Below are 22,844 nucleotides of genomic sequence, written 5' to 3' on the forward strand. Positions count from 1 at the left end.
CCTTCAGTCGCGGAGGAGTTTGTAGCCGAAGCCGCGGACGGTCCTGATGCGGTCGGCGCCGATCTTCTTGCGCAGCCGCACCACGCACAGGTCGACGACCCGGGTGTCGCCCTCCCAGCCGTAGTCCCAGACGTCGCGCAGCAGGCGGCGCCGGTCCAGGACGATGCCGGGGTGCTCGGCGAACGCCAGGAGCAGGCGCAGCTCGGTGGGGGTGAGGGGGACGGCTACGCCGGCCCGGCTCACGGTGAGTCCGCGCAGGTCGATGGTCAGGTCACCGAAGACGAGCGGGCCACTCCCGGCATCGGCGGCAGGACCAGGACCAGGACCGGGGTCCGCGGGGGCCGCCGCCCCGGGGCGGAACGTGGCACGGCGCAGCAGCATCCGGATACGGGCGACCATGACGGCGATGTCGACCGGCTTGACCACGTAGTCGTCGGCACCGGCCTCCAGCCCGGACACGACGTCGAGAGCGTCGCCCCGGGCGGACATCATGAGGATCGGTACGAGGCTCTCGTCGCGAATGCGCCGGCAGAGGCCGATGCCGTCCAGACTCGGCAGCATGACGTCCAGGATCAGCAGATCGTGCCGCCCGGCCCGGAACTCCTCGAGGCCGCCGAGGCCGTCCTCGGCGACCGAGACCTCGTACCCATAGCGTTCGAGAGCCAGTTGGACGGAACGGCGGATGACCGCGTCGTCTTCGACCACGAGCACGCTGACCGAGCTCGGGACGGGGGATTCGGACAAGACTCACCTTCCGGGGCCAACTCGCGTTCCAGGGCTTTCCTGGCTTTCCGGCCGACTGGTGATCGAATCGTAGCCACGCGGGCCCCTGGGCAGACCGCGTGCTCCTCAGGGCGTGGCGGCGTCACAGGCGCAGTGAGGCCGCGACCGGCAGATGGTCGCTGCCGGTGGCGGGCAGGGTCCACGAGGAAACCGGAGTCAGCCCCTTGACCATGATCTGGTCGAGGCGGACCACGGGGAACGAGGCCGGCCACGTGAAGCCGAACCCCGCACCCGCCTCCTGCTGTGCCGAACGCAGCCGGGAGGTCAGCGGGCCGAGCGCCGAGTCGTCGGTCGTCCCGTTGAAGTCGCCCACCACGACGACCCGGGGGAGCCGCTCCGCCCGAACGGCATCGGCCAGCTTCCCGGCCGCCTCGTTGCGGCGCTCCGTGGTGAATCCGGAACTCGGCAGGACGCGCACGGAAGCGAGGTGCGCGACATAGAGGGCGACGGGCCCTTTCGGGGTGTCGACCGTGGCGCGCAGGGCCCGCGTCCAGGGCATGATCTCCACCGGCTCCACGGCCCGGAGCGGGTGCTTGCTCCACAGTCCGACGCCCTCGCGCACCGCGGAGTACGGGTAGGCACGCGAGAGTTCACGCTCGTACGTCACCACGGCAGGACGGGACAGCTCCTCCAGAGCCACTAGGTCGGCGCCCGCGGCGGCCAGCGCCCGCGCGGTCCCGCGCGGGTCGCGGTTGCCCTCGTGCACGTTGTGGCCGACCACGACCAAGTCCCCACCGCTGGACTGCTTGTCGAGGAAGGTGCCCGCGAACAGCGAGCACCAGGTGACGGCGGGGACGAGGACGGCGACGCCCGCGAGAGCGGAGCGACGGGCCACTGCCGCCGCGAACAGGACCACCACACTCAGCCCCGTCCAGGGCAGCACCGTCTGCAGAAGGCTGCCGAGGTTGCCGAAGCCGTTCGGAACGCGGCTGTTGAGCGCCATGACGAGGGCGCAGAGCACGGCGGCAGCGGCGATGAGCCGACCCCGACGCCACGTTCCCGTACGCCAGGTGTGGGCCGGCTTGGCAGCGGGAGGCGGGTCGGTGCTGGTGAGAGTGTCCTGGCCGGTGCGGGTGGATTCGCTGGCGTGAGTGGATCCGCTGGTGTGAGGGGACTCGCTGGTGAGGGCGGGTTCGTTCATCGGTGTCCGTCCCGACCGTTGCCGTACGCCGTGAGGGCGGCGGGCAGCTTCCGCTGGAGGGCGTCGAGGAGCCGGCCACTGCTCTCCAGGGCTGCCTGATGGCCCTCGGCCGGCGAAGTGCCGACGCGCTGGGAGAGGACGACGCCGTACACGAGGTGCTGCCTCTTGCCGTCCGGAATCCTGGCCGCCCACATCAGGTTGCCGCCCGCCGGGGTGCTCGATCCGGTCTTGAGGCCGATGACGCCGGGTCGCCCCAGCAACTGGTTGGTGTTCCGCACCGGCTCGGCACGACCGGGAACCCGGGTGCTGCGCAGGGCCACTGTCGCGCGCAGCGCCGGGTCCTTCATGGCCGCGCGGGCCAGCTTGAGCTGGTCGGCGGCGGTGGACCGGGTGCTGGACTCGATCCCGCTGGCGCCGGTGTACGTGGTGTCGGCCATGCCGAGCCGGGCGGCCGCGGCGTTCATCTTCGCCACGAACTTCTCCTGGCTGCCCGCGTCCCAACGGGCCAGCAGCCGGGCCACGTTGTTCCCGGACGGCAGGAGCATCAGCTCCAACAGCTTGCGCTGGGACAACATCTGTCCCGCACTGACCGGAGCGGTGGACTCGCTCAGCGAGTGGGCCTCGGCCGCGGCCTGTTCGTCTACCTTGATCGAGGGCCCGCCTCCGCCGTCCTCGAGCGGGTGCTCCTTCAAGATCACATACGCGGTCATCACCTTGGTGAGGCTCGCGATCGGCACCGCCTGCCGAGCCCCCTCGGCGCCGAGGACGCCGACCTTCTCCACCGCCACGGCCGTCTGGCCCTCCCGGGGCCACGGCAGGTCCAGCCGCTCGACGACAGCCCTCGGCGCGGAGGCGTCCTGCGCGACGACATCCGTCCCCCCGCCCCCGCCGTCGGCCAGGGTCAGCAGGCCGCCACCGGCGCAGCCGGCGATCAGTGCCGCAGCCAGGGCCCACGCCGCGCCCCGGCGGGCCCGCGACGGCCCCCCGAGCGCGGCGCGGGCAGCACAGTGGAAACGTATGGACACGTCGACCGCCTCCCGAAGCCAGGTACGCGTACACCGGACATCGGGTACGTCCACAGCCTCCGGGAGGCCCGCTTCCAGGCGGTCAGGGCGAAGCTTCCGCTGTCGTGCGGTTGTGTATCAGCTGCGTATCAGCCCTTCCCTTCGACGGTTCGCCGCTTCGCTCGACGGAGACCGGGGGGCCTGCACGCCATCGCGCGGTCGGCCGCGTAGGTGGCAGGCAAGCGCGGCGTCATCGGACAGACGAAGGCCGCGGCCGTCGACCACTTCGTGCTTCCCCTTCCCTGCCCATGAGGCGTTCGCGGCGGCGGCGACCTCGTCCGGGGTACCGAGGCGGGCGAGCGGGGCGGCGTTCATGCGCGTCGCCGAGCGAGCGGGCCAGGTGCGAGCGGCCTTGACGGACATCTGCGAGCCGGTGTGACGGACATGTGTGAGCGGCTGTGACGCACATCGACGCGTGGATCACGACGATGGACGCCACCGGGCTGCCACCGGATGCGGCGCATCGACAACCGCCACGCCCTCGCCGCTTGATCACAAGGCGGCCTTGCGAACAGACTGCGCCGATGAGCGCCGACCTGCCCGCCTTCCGCTACCACCCCGATCCGCTCGCCAGCGGCTCCGTCCGCGCGAGCACCGAGACATGCGTGTGCTGCGACCGCGCCACGGGGTGGATCTACACCGCGACCTTCTACACCGCCCGAGAGGTCAGCGGACGGTTCTGCCCCTGGTGCATCGCGGACGGCGGCGCGGCCGAGCGGTTCGACGGCGAGTTCATGGACTCCTACGGCCTCGCGGGCGTCAGCGAGGGGGTCCTGCACGAGGTCACCCGCCGCACTCCCGGCTTCCACGCCTGGCAGGACCCGCACTGGCTCGTCCACTGCCACGACGCGGCGGCCTTCATCGGGGAGGTCGGGTACAGCGAACTGGCAGCCCGCCCCGAGGCTCTGGACCAGCTCAGGCTGGACCTGCGCATGGGCGGCCGGCACGACGCCGCCCAACTCGAGCAGTTCCTGACCCACCTCGGCGAGGGGGCCACGGCCATGCTCTTCCGCTGCACCGTCTGCGGCACCCACCTCGCCTACGCCGACGCCTCGTAGGGCTGCACGCTCGCTCCTGTGCTCATGATTCCCCCGCGCCGTCCGAGCTCAGGACGGCGTGCCCGCTGCGCCCCGCGCGGGATGGCAGCGGCTGAGCCACTCCTGGAAGTCCCATGTGGTGAGGAACTGCCGCGCGGCACGCCGGCCGCTGACGTACAGCCGCTCGGTCTGCTCCTTCGTGATACCGAAATCCGTCGACCGGACCCCGGTGGTGTCGACGAAGACGGTGCGGTCCTGAACGCAGCTCCGGTCCACGTGCAGCTGGTCGTGGGCGCCCGTCATGGTGGCGATGAGCCGCTTCGTCAACTCCACGGGGTTCCGCACCGGTTGCCACTGCTGCCGAGGGCTGCGCCGCATCGAGAGCTTGACGCCCACGGTCGGCCAGCGAGGCGGTGCCGCATCCCGCCGATCGAACAGGTCGACGGGGAAGTTGGACAGCAGCCCGCCGTCGACACACACCAGCCGTTGCGCCCCCTGCGAGGGGCCGGTACGGAGTTTCATCGGCCGGAAGTAGAACGGGATGGATGCCGACGCCCGTACCGCGTCGGAGACCCTCGCGGTGTCGGGATCGATCCCCAACAGCGTCTGGTAGTGCTCGGGCAGGCGCAGTTCGCGCCCCCTGCTGATGTCGCTGACGACGACCGCCAGCTTGTACGACGGCGTGCCGGGATCGTCTCCCGGCTCCTCGCGGCGCAGCTCCTTGAAGGTCGTGACGTTCTTCTCCGCCAGCCGCTCATCGATCCAGGTGTGCAGGGCATCACCCTTGAACATGCCGTTGTGCAGCAGTACGGCCAACGCCGCCCCGGCGATGCCGAAATGACGCGCAGGCCCGTCCCGGAACGCGGCGAAGTCCAGTTCCCGCAGCTCTTGTTCGAGCTCTGCGACGGTGTAACCGGCCGCGAGCAGCGCGGCGACGATAGCCCCTGCCGACGTACCGGCCACGCGCTGCACGGTGTGCGCCGCGGTGAGCTCCTTGAGCGCGCCCACAAGGGCAATGCCCTTGACGCCGCCACCTTCCAGAACCACGTCGATGTTGCTCGCGGCCGCCGAAGTGCCGTTCACGGCAAGATCGTTCATGTCGATCGCCCCCCGTCGGGGACGGGCGAGCCCCGATGACGGCTCGACGCCTCGCCCTGTCCCGTTGCCAGGAGCATGCTCCGACAAGCGGACGACGTCCACCGCGCGGGCGGAAGCAGGAGCTGCGGCGTGACTACGCCACTGTGCCGAAAGGCTCTTCGCCGTGCGCGGCTGCGTCATGCGGCCGGGGGAGTGCGGGTCAGACGGCCATGCCGTACACGATGGTGAACACGGTGCCCAGTGAGCCGATGATGAACACGCCGGTCAGGCCTGCGACGATGAGGCCCTTGCCCTGTTCGGCGCTGAACGTGTCGCGCAGCGCCGTGGCACCGATGCGCTGCTTGGCAGCGCCCCAGATGGCCAGGGCCAGGCACAGGAGGATGGCGACGGCCATGACGACCTGGACCATCGTCTTCGCCTCGGTGCCGAGGGCGCCGAAGGGACCCCAGTCGGGGGCGATACCGCCGATGATCGTGGTGATGTCGCCTTTCTCGGCCGCCATCAACATGTCGTTACCTCCACGGAGTTGGTGCGCCCACCGTAGCGGCGTGGTCCCCGCGGTGACGCGGCACGACGTACAGGTGAGTTGTGAAGAATTCGCGCATGGTTCTGGGGATTCGGTCACCGGCACGGAAAACTCGGAGGGCTCACTGGGCGCTTCCGAAACAGGTCGGGCGCGGACCCAGGTGAGACCTATGTGATGGGAGACCGATCAACGATGTTCACTCTGGTACGGAGCAGAGTGCGGACGGCCGCGCTCGCGCTCTCGGCCGTCGCGGCCCTCGCCTTCGGCACGACCGCCACGGCCGGCGCGGCAGCGTCCCCCGCTCCCGCCCCCGTTCCCGCTTCCGCGAAACAGGGGCCGACCTCGGTGGCGTACGTCGAGGTGAACGACAACAGCATGCTCAACGTCGGCAAGTACACCCTCGCCAAGGGCGGTGACAACGTTTTCGACGTCGCCGTGATCTTCGCCGCGAACATCAACTACGACACGAGCAAGAAGCAGGCGTACCTGCACTTCAACGAGAACGTGCAGCGCGTCCTCGACAACGCCGCCACGCAGATACGGCCGTTGCAGCAGAAGGGCATCAAGGTCGTCCTCTCGGTCCTCGGCAACCACCAGGGCGCGGGCTTCGCCAACTTCCCCTCCCAGCGGGCGGCTTCGGCGTTCGCGAAGCAGCTGTCGGACACCGTGGGCAAGTACGGTCTCGACGGCATCGACTTCGACGACGAGTACGCCGAGTACGGCAACAACGGCACCGGCCAGCCCAACGCCAGCTCGTTCGTGCACCTGGTGACGGCGCTGCGCGCGAACATGCCGGACAAGATCATCAGCCTCTACAACATCGGCCCGGCCGCGTCGCGCCTCTCCTACGGCGGCGTCGACGTCTCGTCCAAGTTCGACTACGCCTGGAACCCGTACTACGGCACCTGGCAGGTCCCCGGCATCGCCCTGCCCAAGTCGAAGCTGTCACCGGCGGCCGTCGAGATCGGCCGGACCTCGCAGAGCACGGCCGCGAACCTCGCTCGCCGCACCGTCAGCGAGGGATACGGCGTCTACCTCACGTACAACCTCAACGGCACCGACCGCAGCGCCGACGTGTCCGCGTTCACCAGGGAGCTGTACGGCAGTGACGCCGTCTACACGCCGTAGGACGACCGGACGCCCCGGCGCGCGGCGCTCCCCCGGGGCTTGCCGCATCCCGTAGCGCCGCGACTCGCGCAGGCCGCGCCTTCGACAACGATGTCGGGGGCGCGGTCGCACGTCATGGTCATGTCGGCGGAGCGGGCTCTCGACCTGAGGTCGAGCTTTAGGTCGAGGTGTGGGTGTCGGGGTGTCGGTTGTCGGTCGTGTGTGTGGGGGGTCGGTTGGTTGACCGATGTGGTGGGTGTGAGGGCGGGGGCAGGGTGGCGGTTGTCCGTTTGTTGGTGGGCGTGCCGCGGTGGTGTGCCCGGTGTCGTGTGTGAGGGGTTTGTCGTGTCGGTGAGGTTTGCGGATGTGGTGTTCGTGGGTGGCCGGGTGGTCACGGTGGACGCCGAGTTCTCCGTGGCGTCGGCGTTGGCGGTGACGGGCGGGCTGATCACCGCGGTGGGTGGCCGGGAGGACGTGGCGCCGCTGGTCGGGCCGCAGACCCGGGTCGTCGACCTGGCGGGGGCGACGTTGTTGCCGGGGATCAATGACTCGCATCTGCATGGGTGTGCGTTCGGAATGGCGTCCCCGCCGTTGTCGGTGGACGTGGCCCACCCGGCGGTGTCGTCGATCGCGGAGGTGGCCGCGGCGGTGGAGCAGGCCGTCGGCCGGGTTCCGAAGGGGCGGTGGATCACGGGGCACGGCTGGGATCCGGGTTTCCTCGCCGAGTGCGTCGCCTATCCGGCCCGGCTGCCCTCGCGCCAGGACCTGGACGCGGTGAGCCCGGATCACCCGGTCGTCCTGTACTCGTTCTCCGGGCATGCCACCTGGGTCAACTCCCGGGCGCTGGAGCTGATGGGGGTCGACCGGGACACGGTCGCTCCGCCGGGTGGGGAGATCGTGGCCGATGCGGTCGGAGAGCCGATCGGGCTGTTGTACGAAGGGGCGCAGGCGTTGGTGCAGAGGGCGCTGCCGGCGTTGAGCCGCCAGGAGCGCACCGACGCGATCCGCGCCGCCCTGTCCACCCTGGCCGAGCTCGGCATCACCAGCTTCACGGAGCCGGGGCTGGGCCCGGGCGGTGAGGGCATCATGCGCGGCGCGCTGGGTGCGGAGACCCTGGATGTCTACCGAGAGCTGCTGGCCGAGGGAGAACTGACGGCCCGGCTGGGGGTCCTGCTGCTGCCCACCGGGATGGCGAGCAGCGCGGAGGAGTTCGCCCGCACCCTGAGTTCCCTCACCGACCTCGCCGGCCTCACCGGCCCGGCCGGCCTCACCGGCCCGGCCGGCCTCACCGGCCCGGCCGGCCCGGGCGGGGTGGCCGGGTCGGATGGGGCAGGCGGTGTTGATCCGCGGTGGCTGGCGGTGCACGGGATCAAGATCTTCGCGGATGGGATCGTGCCGAACAAGACGTCGTGGGTGCATGAGCCGTACGTGGGTGGCGGGTGCGGTTCGTTGTGCGTGGGCGGCGAGAGCGATGCGGAGCGAGTCGCGGAGATCGGCGCGATCATCCGGCACGCCCACAAGGCGGGATGCCAGGTGGGGGTCCATGTGACCGGGGACAGGGCCTGTGACACCGTCGCGGACGCCTTCGCCGCCGCTCTAACCGAACAACCGCGCCCCGACGCCCGGCACTACGTCATCCACGGCGACCTGCTGACCGCGCACAGCATGGAGGTGCTGGCCGCGCACGGTCTGGGCGCGAACATGAACCCGACGATCAAGTGGACCGTGGCGGACATGGAGGAGGACTTCGTCGGAGTGGAGCGGGCCGCCTACGCCTGGCCGTACCGGGACGCGCTGGACGCGGGGGTGCGGGTGGCCAGTGGTTCCGACGCGCCGGTGACGTTCCCGGACTGGCGGCAGGGCGTGGCGACGATGGTGTTGCGGGAGTCGAAGGCGGCCGGGCGGGTCAGCGGGCCCGAACAGCGGATCACTGTGGCGGAGGCGCTGCGGACGTACACGATAGAAGCGGCCTGGCAGGACTTCGCCGAGGACTGGAAGGGTTCGCTGGAGGTGGGCAAGGTGGCGGACCTGTGCGTGGTGCAGGGGGACCTGCTGGCGGCTGATCCGCACGACATCCCGCAGATGCCGGTGGTGATGACGGTGGTGGACGGGAAGGTGGTGCACGACACCCTGGGTGGCTGAGGTACGCGATTGACCCGCCCCCGGCGGATGATCATCCTTGGAGGGTGGCAGCACAGCAAGGTGCAGGGGATTTGTGGGAGGCGGCCGTCCAGGTGCGGGCGGCCGCCCGGAACGCGGTCGGCAACGTGGCCGGCCTCAAGGCGGTGCTGGCTGCGCTGGGGCAGGTGGTGGAGTTCGACCACGCCTCGCTGGCCCGCTGGGACCCGCAGGCCCGGCGCCACACCACGCTGGCGGGCAGCTATCCGGATGCGGCAACGGACTACATCGAGACGTATCTGCACCGTGATCCCGTGTTTCCCGTGCTGCACAGCCCCGCCAGCGGCGGGCTGTGGCTCACCGACGTCCCCGACAGGTTGCTCTCCGCCTCGCCGGGATTCAGGGACGTGCTGGCTCCGCTGGGTGTCGAGGGCGGGGTCGCGCAGTGCCTGTTCGCCGCGGACGGGCGGTATGTGGGGATGCTGAACGTGAGCACGTGTCGGCCGCGGCGCGCGCCGGAGCCGGTACGGGCCGCGGTCACGCTGCTGAGCGAGGCCCTGGCCGCGGCGATCGACCCCGGCGCCGTCGTGCCGCCCGGGCAGCACGAGCACACTCTTCCCGGCCGCGGCGCGCTGTCGACCCCGCCGGGTCCCGGCGCGCCTCGGACCGCTTCCGGCCCGGTTGCCGCTTCTACTGCTCCCGTCGCTCCCGTCGCTCCCGTCGCTCCCGTCGCTCCCGGCCCGCGCCGCGACGGGCGAGGGCCGGGCGGCCTGTCACCCAGGGAGCTGGAGGTGCTGGCGGAGCTGACCGCCGGCCGTACCAACCGGGAGATCGCTCAGCGGCTGTACATCACGCCGCGCACGGTGGGCACGCACGTCGAGCACATCCTGGCCAAGCTGGACCTGCCCAACCGGGCGGCGGCCGCGGCGCGGGCGGCGGCGTGGGGGATCGGCCCCACTCGCTGATGCGGCGTTCCTGACCGGACCGGGCCTGCCTTCCGGCCCGGCCTGCCCGAGGGAGGGCCATGCGGTACTCCCCGATGGCGGGAACCCGAGCGGCCTGTCAACTGCCAGAGGACGGCGTCCACTTCTGATGGCCGGTCGGCGCTGTGCCCTCCGGGACCTTCGCTGTGCCCTCCGCGGCCTTCAAAGCCAAAGCCCGTGAATTGCCCGCAAGGTGAGCGAAAATTACTTCTGGTGAGGGAACGGGCCGCAAAGAGGCGAAATGGAGGGGGTATTGGGGGCGGAGCCCTCTGACGGGTGGTGCCCGGTGCGGCGGGAGCCGACAACGGGACGCGGTGGCTGTCCGGCGCGTGGCGCGGTGGCCGTGCGGGGCGGTGTTATCCGCAGGTCATCGGCGTGATGGCGTGCTGTGCCGGGTTTGGGCCTGCCCGCGGGAGATGTGCAAGTGCTGTCATACGTGGATGTGTTGACGGTATGCAGGTGCGGTGTGGGGTGGCTGTTCGCCGGGTGCGCCGGGTGGCCTGGTCGAAGGCTGGGGGGTGGGGCACGATATCGTTTGCGGACGGCAGTCAACTGCCCTTTGTTTTCGGCCTGTTGGCAAGAATTATGTCGTCGGGTGTTTGGTGGCGAGTGAGGGGAAGCCGGGAAGTGCTGAGGGAAGTTCCGATGGGTTCGGGGAGACAGGTCGGGCCCTTGAAACGGCCCTGCTGTGTCCGTGGCCTCGCCTCGCCCCCGGTGTCGCGTCTCCGGCCGTCCCCGGGATGAGCGCGTCAACCCGCGTGATTCCCTGTGTAGTTGGCGACTGCTCGGCACGGTACTGCTGGGGGCGCGGGATCGTTTCGGCCGTCCGGGTGGCCGGGCGGGGGAGGGGACTGGCTACCGCCGGGCCCTTCCTGTCTCCTGGTGTCCTCACTCTTCGGGCCCTTGGCGCCCCTACCCCTGGGCTTCTTGAGTCCGAGCCCCGCTCGCCCGGTCGTACCCCTTGACTGTGTCCTGTCCCGCTCGACCTCCTACCTCCCTCAACCTCCCACCTCCCCCAACCTCCCTTGCTCCCTAACCCCTTGCCCTTCCTTCCCGTTTCGAGATCTGCAGAGGACGTATGACGGACCTGATACAGGCTGCTTCGGTGGTGCCTTCGGTTGTGGCACTGGCCGCCGGTGGCGCGGCCTGGCGGTGGTGGGATCTGTACCGGGGCGAGCGCCGGGAGGGGGAACGGCTGCGCGGGCAGATCGAGGAGCTCACCGGGTGCCGGCGGGCCACCGAGGAGGTGCTGGGGCAGATGGCCCGGGAGGTGATTCCGGGGCTGGGGGCTCAGGCGGAGCAGCCGGGCACGGGCCGGGGCGTCGACATCACGCTGCCGCGGGTGCTGGTGGACACGGTGCTGGCGCAGCGGCTGGCGGAGGTGGCCAACTCCGCGGCGCAGACGGTGCGCACGGTCCAGTACGACGCGCAGAGCAGCACCAGTGCGCAGATCGCCGCGGCGCACCAGAGCGGGCAGTTGGAGGCGGAGCGGGCGCGGGAACGTGCGCAGGAGGCGAGCCGGGCGGCGGTGCGGGCGGTGTCCTCGGCGATGGTGGGGATGGCCTCCAAGCTGAGCCAGCGGGTCAGCCAGGGGGTGCGTCGGCACGAGGGCGACGAGGCCTACGCGACGCTTGTGGGGATCGATCATCCGACCCAGCAGATGCTGCTGGTCGCGCAGAACTATGTGGTGCTGTCCGGCGGCAAGCTCTCGCGGCGCTGGCCGGCCACACCGGTGACCGATGTGGTGCGGGCCGCGATGGGCAGCATCGAGGAGTACGAGCGGGTCGAGCACCAGGAGCTTCAGGTGTGGGTGACCAGCCGGGCGGTCGGGCCGGTGGTGCACGCGCTGGCGGCGCTGCTGGACAACGCGGTGCGCTACTCGCCGTCCTCGGCCCGGGTGCATGTGGCTTTCCAGGAGGGCCACCACGGGGTTTCGATCATCGTGGACGACGCCGGTCTGCGCATGAATGACGAACAGCTCGTCTGGGCCCGTGAGATCTTGACGGGCGCGCGGCGCGAGGGCGTCAACCAGCTCGGCGCGCACCCGCAGACCGGCCTGCGGGCGGCCGCGGCGCTGGCCGCCGACTACGGGTTCCGCATCGATGTGGAGGCGCCGAATCCGTTCGGCGGGACCCGCGTCTATCTGTTCCTGCCCAAGAGCCTGCTGACCGCGCCTCCCGCCCCCACGCCCGCGCACCGGGCTGCGCCCGTGGCGGCAGCGGGCGCGGAGTCCGGGCAGGGGGAAGCGCGGCGCACCACCGCCAGCGGACTGACCGTCCGCTCCCGCAAGACCCCCAAGACCGGTCGCCCGGCACCTGCCGCACCGTCCGCGTCCGCCGCGCCGTCGGAGGCTGAGCCCTCCGGCCCCGCCGTGCCTTCCAGGTCTTCCGGGCTCTCGGAGCCCGCCGCGTCCGCAGTGCCCGCGGCGTCCTCGGAGTCCGTTGAATCCGCGGACTCCTCCGGGTCTGCCGGGTCTGCCGGATCTGCCGGGACTTCCGCTTCCACCGGGCCGGAGGAGCCCACGGCTTCTTCCAAGTCCCCGACGTCTTCTACGTCTTCTACGTCTTCTACGTCCTCAGCGTCCCCGGCGTCCTCGGGGGCCGGGGACGGTCAGGCAGCGCCGGGCCGTCCGGCTGTTGCTGCTGCCTGGGCCATGGGTACGCGGCGTGCGCGTACGCAGGATCCGACCACCACCACTTCGTACGAAGGAGCCCCTCAGTGACCACCGGCAATGAACTCGGCTGGCTGCTGGACCGATCGCTGGGTTCTCTGGAGGGTGTGCGGCATGCCGTGCTGATGAGTTCCGACGGGCTGCTGCATTCGCGTACCGAGGGGATCGGGCAGGACGACGCGGAGAAGTTCGCCGCGATCACCGCGGCGGTGCGGGCGGCGGCGTTGGCCTATGACGCGGAGACCGGTGGGGGCGGCACCCGGCAGGCGTTGATCGAGCTGACCAACCATGTGGGGCTGATCACGCAGGCAGGCGGCAACACGATGCTGTCGGTGCAGACCAGCGGGCCGGACGCGGACATCGGTCTGATCACCCATCACATGCTGGAGCTGGCCCAGCGGGTGGGCCACGAGATGAGGGTCGCCTCCCGGCAAACGGCCGGCGAGGGACTGCCCGCGGCCGGCGATGGCTTGCCGACGAGGTGAGCGGGCCACGGCGGGACCCGGACCTGGTGCGGCCCTATGTCCGCACCGAAGGACGGGTGCGGGCCGATCCGGCGGTGCGTCTGGAGACCGTGGTGCTGGCCGCGAGCGGCGAGCAGGACGGGCTGGGGGCGGACGCGCGGCGGGTCATGTCCCTGTTCGCCCGGGCCCGGGGCGGCGGCCTGGCGGTCGCGGACATCGCGGCCGCCCTGGAGTTCCCGCCCTCCACCGTCCGCATTCTGGTCTCCTCCCTCATCGAGGAGGGCCTGTTGGCCCGTCCGGTCGCCGTCGACCAGGACCGGCCCCACACCGATCTGCTCCAGGAGGTACTGCGTGGTCTGCGCGCCCTCGTCTGACGGCCTGGTCTATGTGCCGGCCGGCGTGACCCGTTCCGCGAAGATCGTGGTGTCGGGAGGTTTCGGGGTCGGCAAGACGACGTTCGTGGCCAGCGTCTCCCAGATCCCGCCGCTGCGGATGGAGGAGCGGATCACCCAGGCCAGCGCCGGCGTCGACGATTTGGCGCGCACGCCGCGCAAGACGACCACGACCGTGGGGCTGGACTTCGGTCGCCTGCACCTGAGCGACGCGCTGGTGCTGTATCTGTTCGGCACGCCAGGCCAGGACCGCTTCCGTCCGCTGTGGGCGGGGCTGACCGAGGGCGCGCTGGGGGCGCTGGTGCTGGTCGACACCCGCAATCTGGAGGCCTGTTACGACATCCTGGCCCTGCACGAGGAGCAGGGCACGCCCTACGCCGTGGCGGTCAATCTGTTCGACGGCGCCCCTTTGTATCCCCTGGACGAGATCCGCCAGGCCCTGGACCTGGACGCGCACACGCCGCTGACGACGTGCGACGCCCGCGAGGGCCGTTCCTCGGTTCTGGCCCTGATCACCCTGTGCGAGTACCTGACCGCACTGCCCGTCCCGCACGCACCTGCCTGGGAGCCACGCCCGTGACCAGCCCGACCCAACCCACGACCCCGGCCGCCCAGCCCGGCCCGCCCACCCCGCCCGGCCCGGCCACCGCGCCGGACGTGCCGCCCGGGTCCAACGGCTCGACCACGCCGACCGGCCCAAGCAGCCGCAGCTCGGCCGCCCCTGCCGACCTGACCGTCTCGACCGCCCCGACGACCCCGGTCACTCCGACAAACCCCGAGGACGTAGCCGGTGCGACGGGTCATCCGACCGCCTCGGCCCCGGACGTGGCGGCGGCGACACGCACGGGCAGGGACGCGGATGCAGACATGGGCACAGACGCAGGCATAGCTGCAAGCACAAGCGCAAGCGCAAGCACAAGCACCGGCATAGGCACCAGCACAAGCACCGGCATAGGCACCGGCCCGCACACGGCCCCAGGCGCGAAAATTGGGGCCGAGTCCGAGTCCGAGTCCGGGCCCGGGCCTGGACCCGAGTCCGACCTCGCCCCCCGCATCGCCCTCCACGACGCAGACTTCGCAGCCGATCCGCACGCCGCCTACGCGCGGATGCGGGCCCGGTTCGGGCCGTTCGTCCCGGTGGAGCTGTCACCGGGCATCCCGGCGACCCTGGTCATCGGTTACGCGCAGGCCCGCCGCATCCTCAACGACCCGCTGCGGTTCCCGGCCGACCCGCAGGTGTGGGAGCAGTCCGTTCCCGACTCCTGCCCGGTGCGGCCGATGATGGAGAGTCGCCCCAACGCGCTGCGCTCGACCGGGGTGGCGCACGCCCGTTACCGGTTGGCGAACACCGCGGCGATCGACGGGGTGGACCAGCATGTGCTGCGGGCGCTGGTGGAACAGGTCGCCGATGCCACCCTGGCCACCTTCCGCGACGCGCACGGCGCGGACCTGCTCACCCAGTACGCATGGCCGATCGCCTTCCAGGTCCTCAGCTCGCTGCTGGGCTGCCCGGAGGAGACGGGGCGGCGGATCTCCGAGGGCATGGCCAAGATCTTCGAGGGCGTGGACGCGGCCAGCGGCAACCAGATCCTCACCCAGGCGGTGGCCGACCTGGTGGCACTGCGCCGCGAACAGCCCGGCGACGACATCACCTCCCGCCTCCTTGCGCACGCGGCGGGCCTGGACGACACCGAGATGGCCCACCAGTTGGTCACCCTCTACGGCGCCGGCATCGAGCCGTTGACCAACCTCATCGCCAACACCGTCCTGAAGATCCTCACCGACGACCAGTTCTCCGGGGACCTGCACGCGGGCGGCTCCTCGGTCCGCGAGGCCCTGGACACCGTGCTCTACACCGACCCGCCGCTGGCGAACTACTGCATCAGCTATCCGCCCCACCCCGTGGACGTCGACGGCTACCTGCTGCCCGCCCATGAGCCGGTCCTGATCTCGATGACGGCCTGCAACAACGACCCGGCCCTGGGGGAGCAGCGCATCGCCAGCAACCGGGCGCATCTGTCCTGGAGCACCGGCCCGCACGCCTGCCCGGCCCGCCCGCACGCCTACCTCATCGCCGAGACGGCCATCACCCATCTGCTCGACGCACTGCCCGAGATGGACCTGGCCGCCGCCCCCGGCGAGCTGGTCTGGCGGCCGGGGCCCTTCCACCGGGCACTGGCCGCCCTGCCCGTCCGCTTCCCCGCCGCCTCCGCCTGAAGGGACCTGCGCCATGACTCCGTCCACACCTCCGACCACCCCCGTTCCCACCCCCGCGCCCGTTGAGCCGATCGTCCTGGACCCGACCGGGGCGCTGGCCCATGAGGAGCACCGTCGGCTGCGCGAGCACGGCAGCGCGGTCCGGGTCGACATCCTGGGCGTGTCCGCCTGGTCCGTCTCGGACCCCGCCCTGCTCAAGGAGCTGCTGACCAGCGCGCAGGTCTCCAAGGACGCGCGCGCCCACTGGCCGGCGTTCGAGGAGACCGTCCAACGCTGGCCGCTGGCGCTGTGGGTGGCGGTGGAGAACATGTTCACCGCCTACGGGGCCGATCACCGGCGGCTGCGCCGGATGGTCGCCCCCGCCTTCAGCCACCGCCGTATCGCCGCCCTGCAGAAGAACATCGACGCCCTGGTCACCGACCTCCTCGACGGCCTGGACACGCTGGCTCCGGGAGAGGTGGTGGACCTGCGCGAACGCCTGGCCTACCCGCTTCCGATCGCGGTCATCGGCGACCTGATGGGGGTGCCCGCCGGTCAGCGGGAGGCCTTCCGGCACGTAGTGGACGGCGTGTTCGACACGACCTTGACCGCGGCCCAGTCCGAGGCCAACACCGCGGCCCTGTACGAGGCGCTGCACACCCTGATCGCGGCCAAACGCGCCGCGCCGGGCGACGACATGACCTCCCTCCTCATCACCTCACGCGATGAGGACCAGGACGGCGCGGGCATGTCGGAGGACGAACTGCGCGACACCCTGCTGCTGATGATCAGCGCCGGCTACGAGACCACCGTCAACGTCATCGACCAGGCCGTCACACAGCTGCTCACCCACCCCGACCAACTCGCCCTGCTCCGCGCGGGCCAGGCGGACTGGGGCGATGCGGTCGAGGAGACCCTGCGCCTGGAACCGGCCGTGCGCCACCTGCCCTTGCGCTACGCGGTCACCGACCTCCCCCTCCCCGACGGGCAGATCATCGCCCGGGGCGAGGCGATCCTGGCCTCCTACGCGGCCGCCAACCGCCACCCGGACTGGCACGGCGCCGACGCGGACGCCTTCGACCTGGCCCGCCCGCTCAAGGAACACCTGGCCTTCGGCCACGGCGTGCACTTCTGCCTGGGTGCCCCGCTGGCCCGCATGGAAGTCATCACGGCACTGCGCCTGCTCTTCGCCCGCTTCCCCGACCTGGAACTGGCCGTCCCGGCAGCCGAGTTGAAGCCGCTGGGCTCCCTGATCAGCAACGGCCACCAGACCCTGCCGGTCCGCCTGCGCCCCACCACCTGACCCCGCCCCGCCGACCCCGCCGCCCTCACCACACAGCCCCGCTCCGGTACCGGCAGCAGCCCCTCCGGCGGCGGGGCACTCATGAGGCGAGAAGGCGGAAGGGGGAGGAAGAGGATGCGGTGATACGGCGATGAGGCGATGCGGCGCCTGGACCTGTGCAGGAAACTCGACGCTGCGCAGCGTTGCTCCCAGGGGACGGGATCGTCGTACACCGCGACCACGACGCAGGAAAGAACCGCACCTCAAAAACAAACAGGGGAAACCCTAAAAACAAACAGGTAAAACCCTGAAATGCGCGCACGTCCCCGCACCTGCTGAAGCGATGGACTCTTCGCCTTCGGAGCACTGAAAAGCGTCACCGATAAACTCCCGCCGCGTCAACAGAGATGCCCAGGCAGCGGAAAACATGCCCGGTCACACCATGCCCCGTGTCCGTAAGGGCAATTCCCGCTGCCCCCGGCGACACCGGACCCCTCGTTCCGGGCGCGGGCGGGCCCCGGCGGTACGGGACGCCGCCGGAACCCACCCCTTCACCTGGCCTGTGTCAGCAGATCGCGCAGGTCGTGCAGGTGCGGAAGCAGGACTCCTCGCCGGATACGACGCCCGCGGCGCTCTCGGGCGCGATGTCCTGGATGGCGGTCTCGGTGAGGTCGATGTCGAAGAGGTCCTGCGTCATGTTCTCAGACATGGGAATTCCTTCCTGTGGAACCTGTCGAATCTTCGCCCTGTGGCGACAGGGGCGGAATCTAGGTACGAATAGCGGACACAGTCAAGGGGTTACGGGACGGGTGTGCCGGGGTTACTGTGACGGCATTCTCGACGGATGATTCGCGAATTTCCGGGTCCGTTTCATGGTGCATCAAGTGAGGGGGTGTGGCGGATATGGGGCGTGGCCAGAGCGCGGAACCGGTGTTTCGCTGCGCGGACGGAGTGCTGTTGAGGACGCCGCTGCTGGCCCGGCCACAGGTCCGCGCGACCTGGCGGAACGAGACCGGAGAGGAGCCCGGGGAACTACGTGCCCACCTCGTGGAACTGCTCGCCGACGCGACGTTCCGGGAGGCGTTGGAGGTCTCCAGCCCTTCGCTCACCCGCACTCTCGACGCCGTCCTGGCGGACGCGCCCGTGGCGGCCTCCGATCTGCGCAAGGCGCACCGCGCCGTGACCCGGTATCTGCTCAGGGCCGCTTCGAGACCCACCCCCTTCGGGCTGCTCGCGGGCGTGTTGTGGGGCTCCTTCGGCGAGGCCACCAAGGGCGAACTGACCGGCGTGGGGCACCGGACGGCACGGCCCGATGCCGGGTGGCTGGCCGGGCGGATCGCCCAGTGGGAGCGCGACCCGGCCGTGCACCGGGAGTTGAGCGTGGTGGTGAACGGCCTGTGCTTCGTACGCGGCGGCCGCCTGGTCCTGCCGTTCGCCCCGGCCGGACCGGACCCTGCCCCCGCCACCCCCGCCACCCCCGCCACCCCCGCCACCCCCGCCACCCCCGCCACCCCCGCCACCCCCGCTACCCCCGCCGCCCCCGCCTCAGGCGTCCCGCCGACCGAGGCGCCAGGAAGCCGTCCCCGTTCCCGGACGCTGCGCTGCACCCCGGTGGTGCGCGCCGTGATCGAGGCCGCCACCCGCCCCGTCCACTGCGGCGACCTGGTGCGGGAGGTCGAAGCACGGTTCCCCACGGCGCCCAAGGGTGCCGTGGCGTCTCTGGTGGCCCAACTGATCGGCGCGGAAGTGCTGCTGACGGAGCTGCGCCCGCCGCTGGACACCCCCGACCCGCTGGCCCACCTGCAGGCTCGGCTCCCGGCCGCCACGCCCGCAGCCCGGTGGATCGCCGGACTGCGCGAGGCGCTGGCCGACTACCGCGGCACCCCGCTGGGGGAGGGAACAGCGGCCTGGCGCACGGCACTTGAGTACGCGAACACGGACCCTGACCCGGCCTCCAACCCCGCCACATCCCCGGTCTCCGCCCCCGCCTCAGCCCTCCCCACATCCTCGGCCCCCGCTTCCACCCCAGCCCGTGCCTCCACTCCAGCCCCTGCCTCCACCCCAGGCCCCTCCACCGCGGCACGCCCCGCCGCCGCCCCAGCACACACCGTCCAGGTGGACCTGCGCCTGGAAGGCACCGTCGTGCTCTCGCGTTCGGTGGCCGACGAGCTGGAGCGCGCCGCCGCCGTGCTCTGGCGCCTGTCGCCCCCGGGACCGGGTCGGCTGACGGCGTATCACCAGGACTTCGTGGAACGCTACGGCCTGGGGCGCTACGTACCGGTCAAGGAGGTCCTGGACCCCGACATCGGCCTCGGCGCCCCGGCCGGATACCGGCTGCCGCCCAGCCACCGCCCCGACCCAGGACCCGCCCCCCTCACACCCGTGCGCCGGCGACTCCTGCTGCAGCTCGCCGCCGAGGCACAGGCCCGCGGTGTGCGCGAGGTGGTTCTCGACGAGGAGTGGCTGCACAAACTGGCGTCTGCCGACCATGACGAACCCGCCACCGCAGTCGGCACCGGCACGGGCAGCACAGGCAGCACAGGCAGTACAGGCACCGGTACCGACGCCGTGCCCCCGCCCGCCCTCGAACTGGTCGTGCAGATCGCGGCCGAGTCGGCGGCCGCGGTGGACCGGGGCGACTTCACTCTCGTACTCGGTGGCGCGGCCACCGCATCCGGTGGCCTGATGGGCCGCTTCGCCCACCTCTTCCCGCCCGCGCAGGCACAGGAGATCCGGCACACGGTGCGCGCCGCACGGCAGACGGCCACCGGACGCCTGCCGGTCCAGGTCCACCACCAGGCTTCGCACCACCGGCACGCCAACGTCGCCCAGGTGCCGACCTGGCTCGACGGACGCCTGACCGTCGGCGTCCACCCCGGGCCCGCCACCCCGGGCGTCACCGACCTCACCCTCGACGACATCGCCGTCTGCGCCGACTCCGAGGGCTTCCGGATCGTCTCCGAGACGCTCGGCCGTGAACTGACCCCCGCCGCCCTCCACGTACTCAACCGTGAACGGACCGCGCCCAACGCGGTGCGCTTCCTCATCGAGGCCGCGGCGTTCGGCCGCCGGCAGTGGCGGATGTGGGAGTGGGGCGAGGCGGCGGACCTGCCGTTCCTGCCCGCCGTACGCACCGGCCGGACCCTCCTGAGCCCGGCCCGCTGGCGCATCGAGGCGACCGGAGCGCCTCTGCAGGAGTGGCGCGTCTTGTGGCGGGTGCCCGACCACGTCCAGCTCACGATCGGCGACCACCGCATCCCCCTCAACCTCGCCGTCGCGGCGCACCGGGAGATCCTGCGCCGCGAGTGCGCACGCACCGGCGCGGCCGAGGTCCACGAACTGCCCCTGAGTCAGGACACCGAAGACGGCTGGCTGCACGGGCCCGGCGGCCCCCACGAGGCAGAAGCCGTCGTCACGCTGACACCCCGCCGACCACAGCAGACCCCCACACCACCCGCACGCACCCAGAGCACAGAACACACCGCACGCACCCCGCACACTCCAGACCCCAAAAACACCCTGCACCCCACAGGTACTCCGCACCCCACAGGCACCCCGCACTCCGCACGCACCCCGCACCCCGCACGCACCACGCGCCCGGTGGTGCGGCGCGGCCCCGCGGAGATCCCACCCGGCGGCCCCTGGCTCTACGCGACGCTCTACACCTCCGCCGAGCGCCAGGACGAACTCCTGACCGGCCCACTGCGCCGCTTCCTGACCGAACAGGGCTCGCCGCCCGCCGCACCGGTCGGCGTCGCGCGCTGGTTCTTCATCCGGTACGTGGATCCGGACCCGCACCTGCGGCTGCGCCTGCACGGAGACCCGGCACTGCTCAACGGCGTCGTGCTGCCCCAACTCCACGATATGGCAGGGGAGTTGGCCGCCGATGGGCTGGCCCGGGGGCTGCGCCTGGACAGCTACCTCCCGGAGACCGAGCGCTATGGCGGTCCGGCGCTGCTCGGCGCGGCGGAGGAGGTCTTCCACGCCGACAGCCGCCTGGTGCTGGAACGCCTGGCGGCGCCGGCGGGCGACCGGATCCTGTCCACTGCCTGCGACGTGACCGCGCTGGTCCGCGCCTTCCACCAGGGCTACGGCGGCGACTGGCGGAGCTGGCTCACCGCCACCTATCCCAAGCGGGAACAGCACCACAAGGCGTTCGCGGCCCGCAGACGCACCGCCCTCGCCCAGATCTCCCCGGACAGTCCCTCGGGCGACGACCCGCAGGCTCCGCGGGCCGAATCGCAGCAGCACACGGCCCTCAAGCGCTTCGGACGTCTGGTGCGCGCCCAGCAGGAGCGGGGCGCACTGAGCGTCGCCCCGGGCGCGGTGCTGGCCTCCCTGGTCCATATGCACTGCAACCGCCGCCTGGGAGCCGACCGCAGGGCCGAGGCGCAGGCCCTGGCGGTGGCCCGAGGCGCGATCCAGGCGCACCTCGACCGGGAAAGGGCCCAAAGGCCATGACAGAACACCTCATTGCGCAGCTCGCCGAACGCCTGGCCGACCCGGCAGCGCTGGCCGCACAGGTGAAGGCGGCCGAGACCCCCGAATCCGCGGAGACCCGTTCCCTGTGGCACCCCCAGTCCCTGGCGGACGGCCACGCCGGTGTGGCCCTCCTGTTCGCCGCGCTGGCCCACGCCAAACCTGCCCACACAGACCCCGCGGGCACCGACCCCGCGGGCACCGACCGCAGGGGCCCCGCCCCAGCGGGCAGTGACCCTGTCGGCACCGACCCCGTCCCCACCGAACTCGCCTATGCCGACCCCGTCTACGCCCGGGCCGCGCACGCCCACCTGTCCACGGCGGTCACCGGGGTGCGCCGGCCGGCGCGGGAGGGCCTGTACGCGGGGCTGCCCGCAGTCGCCTTCGCCGCCCGCACCGCCATCACCCGACCCGGCGAATACGCGGCGCTCCTGACCACCCTGGACGCCCAAGTCGCCGCACTGGCCGACCGCCTGGTCGACCAGGACGCCGCCCGCACGGCAGCCGGCACGGCCGGGGCGAGGATGGCCGGATACGACGTCATCGCCGGCCTCTCCGGGCTGGGCCGCCTGCTCCTGGCGGCCGGCCCCGCACACCGGGCCACCACCGAACGGGTCCTGGCCCACCTGGTCGCGCTCACCCGCCCGGTCACCGAACCCGGCGGAAGGAGCGTGCCCGGCTGGTGGACCGAGGACCCGATCCTGCTCGGCGAGCCGGACGGCATCCCGGGCGGGCACCTCAACGCCGGTCTGGCACACGGCATCCCCGGCCCCTTGGCGCTGCTGTCCCTGGCCCACCGCGCGGGTGTACGCGTGCCGGGCCAGGAGCAGGCCATCCGCGCCATCGCCACATGGCTGCTGGCCCGCCGCAGCCCGGACGGCACCGGCTGGCCCAACATCGTCCCGCTGGACGCGGAGCTGGCGGCAGCATCAGGCGCCCGCCCGGCCCTGGCAGAGGCCCGCACCGGCTGGTGCTACGGCACGCCCGGCGTGGCCCGCGCCCTCCAGCTGGCGGCGTTGGCGCTGAAGGAGCCGGAGTGGAACCGCCAGGCGGTGACCGCCGTCGCCGCGGCCTGCGCACGCCCGGGTGCGCTCCGCGCCACGGGGGACCCCACGCTCTGCCACGGCCTGGCCGGGCTCACCACGATCGTGACCCTGATGGCCCGCGAGCCCGGGGGAGCGGAACTGGCCGCCTGGATCCCGGAGTTGACCGAGGCCCTGGCGGCCGCGGCCGACCCGGCCCACCCCTACCTGTGGCCCGCCGCGGCCCCCGGCGGCCCGACCGTGGTGCACCGCCCCGGGTTCCTGGACGGAGCGGCGGGCGCCGCGCTGGCCCTGCACTTCGCGATGGCCCCCGACGCACCGTTGGGCGAACTGCCGTGGCAGGCCGCCCTCCTGCTGTGCTGAGCAGCCGCCTCGCCTCCTCCCTTGTGCCGAGAGGCTGTTGGCCTGCTGGTGCGAGATGGGCAGGCGATCCCCGGTGACGCGACCAGGGCCCGCACCC

General features: G+C 71.7%; 18 protein-coding genes. 12 read left to right on the forward strand and 6 right to left on the reverse strand.

The annotated features are described in order from the left end of the window. Positions 1–3: 3 nt before the first annotated feature. The 3 genes from cseB to ACZ4D5_RS42395 form a co-directional block, all read right to left on the reverse strand. Positions 4–744, reverse strand: coding sequence for a two-component system response regulator CseB (cseB, locus tag ACZ4D5_RS42385; protein ID WP_467777876.1), 741 nt, complete (start codon positions 742–744; stop codon positions 4–6). Between the two features lie 121 nt (positions 745–865). Further along, positions 866–1,924, reverse strand: coding sequence for an endonuclease/exonuclease/phosphatase family protein (locus ACZ4D5_RS42390; RefSeq protein WP_467777877.1), 1,059 nt, complete (start codon positions 1,922–1,924; stop codon positions 866–868). Further along, positions 1,921–2,949, reverse strand: coding sequence for a D-alanyl-D-alanine carboxypeptidase family protein (locus ACZ4D5_RS42395; protein WP_467777878.1), 1,029 nt, complete (start codon positions 2,947–2,949; stop codon positions 1,921–1,923). Before ACZ4D5_RS42395 ends, ACZ4D5_RS42390 begins: the two co-directional genes overlap by 4 nt. Positions 2,950–3,512: 563 nt before the next feature. Between ACZ4D5_RS42395 and ACZ4D5_RS42400 the strand changes: the two genes are divergently transcribed. Then, positions 3,513–4,046 (forward strand): CbrC family protein, encoded by a 534-nt coding sequence (locus ACZ4D5_RS42400; RefSeq protein ID WP_467777879.1) that lies wholly within the window; start codon positions 3,513–3,515, stop codon positions 4,044–4,046. A 48-nt stretch (positions 4,047–4,094) separates the two neighbouring features. On the opposite strand, the gene ACZ4D5_RS42405 is transcribed toward ACZ4D5_RS42400, so the two are convergent. Together ACZ4D5_RS42405 and ACZ4D5_RS42410 are read right to left on the reverse strand one after the other, a co-directional pair. Further along, positions 4,095–5,303 carry a patatin-like phospholipase family protein gene (locus ACZ4D5_RS42405; protein WP_467777880.1) on the reverse strand — a complete coding sequence of 403 codons (1,209 nt, stop codon included), beginning with the start codon at positions 5,301–5,303 and terminating at the stop codon, positions 4,095–4,097. A 19-nt stretch (positions 5,304–5,322) separates the two neighbouring features. Next, a complete protein-coding gene (locus ACZ4D5_RS42410) occupies positions 5,323–5,631 on the reverse strand; it encodes a hypothetical protein (protein WP_467777881.1) in 309 nt (102 codons plus the stop codon). Between the two features lie 210 nt (positions 5,632–5,841). Between ACZ4D5_RS42410 and ACZ4D5_RS42415 the strand changes: the two genes are divergently transcribed. The 9 genes from ACZ4D5_RS42415 to ACZ4D5_RS42455 all read left to right on the forward strand — a co-directional run bounded on the left by ACZ4D5_RS42415 (position 5,842) and on the right by ACZ4D5_RS42455 (position 16,883). Beyond that, complete coding sequence (locus tag ACZ4D5_RS42415) at positions 5,842–6,777, forward strand: endo-beta-N-acetylglucosaminidase H (RefSeq protein ID WP_467777882.1); 936 nt, start codon at positions 5,842–5,844, stop codon at positions 6,775–6,777. Positions 6,778–7,101: 324 nt separating this feature from the next. After that, positions 7,102–8,898 (forward strand): amidohydrolase, encoded by a 1,797-nt coding sequence (locus ACZ4D5_RS42420; protein WP_467777883.1) that lies wholly within the window; start codon positions 7,102–7,104, stop codon positions 8,896–8,898. Between the two features lie 44 nt (positions 8,899–8,942). Further along, positions 8,943–9,839 carry a LuxR C-terminal-related transcriptional regulator gene (locus ACZ4D5_RS42425; RefSeq protein ID WP_467777884.1) on the forward strand — a complete coding sequence of 299 codons (897 nt, stop codon included), beginning with the start codon at positions 8,943–8,945 and terminating at the stop codon, positions 9,837–9,839. Between the two features lie 1,096 nt (positions 9,840–10,935). Beyond that, positions 10,936–12,579, forward strand: a complete 1,644-nt coding sequence (locus ACZ4D5_RS42430; protein ID WP_467777885.1) for an ATP-binding protein — start codon at positions 10,936–10,938, stop codon at positions 12,577–12,579. Then, the gene (locus ACZ4D5_RS42435; protein WP_467777886.1) at positions 12,576–13,013 is read left to right on the forward strand and encodes a roadblock/LC7 domain-containing protein; all 438 of its coding nucleotides are present in this window, start codon (positions 12,576–12,578) and stop codon (positions 13,011–13,013) included. The genes ACZ4D5_RS42430 and ACZ4D5_RS42435 overlap by 4 nt, the downstream gene beginning before the upstream one ends. After that, entirely contained in the window at positions 13,010–13,366 is a 357-nt protein-coding gene (locus ACZ4D5_RS42440) for a DUF742 domain-containing protein (RefSeq protein WP_467777887.1), read from the forward strand. The genes ACZ4D5_RS42435 and ACZ4D5_RS42440 overlap by 4 nt, the downstream gene beginning before the upstream one ends. Further along, positions 13,344–13,964: a GTP-binding protein gene (locus ACZ4D5_RS42445; RefSeq protein ID WP_467777888.1), complete on the forward strand. Its 621-nt coding sequence runs from the start codon at positions 13,344–13,346 to the stop codon at positions 13,962–13,964. Before ACZ4D5_RS42440 ends, ACZ4D5_RS42445 begins: the two co-directional genes overlap by 23 nt. Positions 13,965–14,491: 527 nt before the next feature. After that, positions 14,492–15,601, forward strand: coding sequence for a cytochrome P450 family protein (locus tag ACZ4D5_RS42450; RefSeq protein ID WP_467777889.1), 1,110 nt, complete (start codon positions 14,492–14,494; stop codon positions 15,599–15,601). Between the two features lie 13 nt (positions 15,602–15,614). Further along, entirely contained in the window at positions 15,615–16,883 is a 1,269-nt protein-coding gene (locus ACZ4D5_RS42455; RefSeq protein ID WP_467777890.1) for a cytochrome P450 family protein, read from the forward strand. Positions 16,884–17,427: 544 nt separating this feature from the next. Here the strand turns inward: ACZ4D5_RS42455 and ACZ4D5_RS42460 are convergent. Then, positions 17,428–17,571, reverse strand: coding sequence for a hypothetical protein (locus ACZ4D5_RS42460; RefSeq protein ID WP_467777891.1), 144 nt, complete (start codon positions 17,569–17,571; stop codon positions 17,428–17,430). Positions 17,572–17,819: 248 nt separating this feature from the next. Between ACZ4D5_RS42460 and ACZ4D5_RS42465 the strand changes: the two genes are divergently transcribed. After that, positions 17,820–21,323 carry a lantibiotic dehydratase gene (locus tag ACZ4D5_RS42465; RefSeq protein WP_467777892.1) on the forward strand — a complete coding sequence of 1,168 codons (3,504 nt, stop codon included), beginning with the start codon at positions 17,820–17,822 and terminating at the stop codon, positions 21,321–21,323. Further along, complete coding sequence (locus ACZ4D5_RS42470) at positions 21,320–22,747, forward strand: lanthionine synthetase C family protein (protein WP_467777893.1); 1,428 nt, start codon at positions 21,320–21,322, stop codon at positions 22,745–22,747. The genes ACZ4D5_RS42465 and ACZ4D5_RS42470 overlap by 4 nt, the downstream gene beginning before the upstream one ends. Positions 22,748–22,844 lie beyond the last annotated feature (97 nt).

The organism is Streptomyces sp. NPDC025651 (assembly GCF_055558735.1).

Excerpts from the sequence above, each read along its gene's own strand:
- ACZ4D5_RS42390 (WP_467777877.1), bottom strand. The coding sequence starts at position 1,924 with ATGAACGAACCCGCCCTCACCAGCGAGTCCCCTCACACCAGCGGATCC.
- ACZ4D5_RS42400 (WP_467777879.1), top strand. The coding sequence starts at position 3,513 with ATGAGCGCCGACCTGCCCGCCTTCCGCTACCACCCCGATCCGCTCGCC.
- ACZ4D5_RS42405 (WP_467777880.1), bottom strand. The coding sequence starts at position 5,303 with ATGACGCAGCCGCGCACGGCGAAGAGCCTTTCGGCACAGTGGCGTAGT.
- ACZ4D5_RS42410 (WP_467777881.1), bottom strand. The coding sequence starts at position 5,631 with ATGTTGATGGCGGCCGAGAAAGGCGACATCACCACGATCATCGGCGGT.
- ACZ4D5_RS42415 (WP_467777882.1), top strand. The coding sequence starts at position 5,842 with ATGTTCACTCTGGTACGGAGCAGAGTGCGGACGGCCGCGCTCGCGCTC.
- ACZ4D5_RS42430 (WP_467777885.1), top strand. The coding sequence starts at position 10,936 with ATGACGGACCTGATACAGGCTGCTTCGGTGGTGCCTTCGGTTGTGGCA.
- ACZ4D5_RS42450 (WP_467777889.1), top strand. The coding sequence starts at position 14,492 with ATGCGGGCCCGGTTCGGGCCGTTCGTCCCGGTGGAGCTGTCACCGGGC.
- ACZ4D5_RS42455 (WP_467777890.1), top strand. The coding sequence starts at position 15,615 with ATGACTCCGTCCACACCTCCGACCACCCCCGTTCCCACCCCCGCGCCC.
- ACZ4D5_RS42460 (WP_467777891.1), bottom strand. The coding sequence starts at position 17,571 with ATGTCTGAGAACATGACGCAGGACCTCTTCGACATCGACCTCACCGAG.
- ACZ4D5_RS42470 (WP_467777893.1), top strand. The coding sequence starts at position 21,320 with ATGACAGAACACCTCATTGCGCAGCTCGCCGAACGCCTGGCCGACCCG.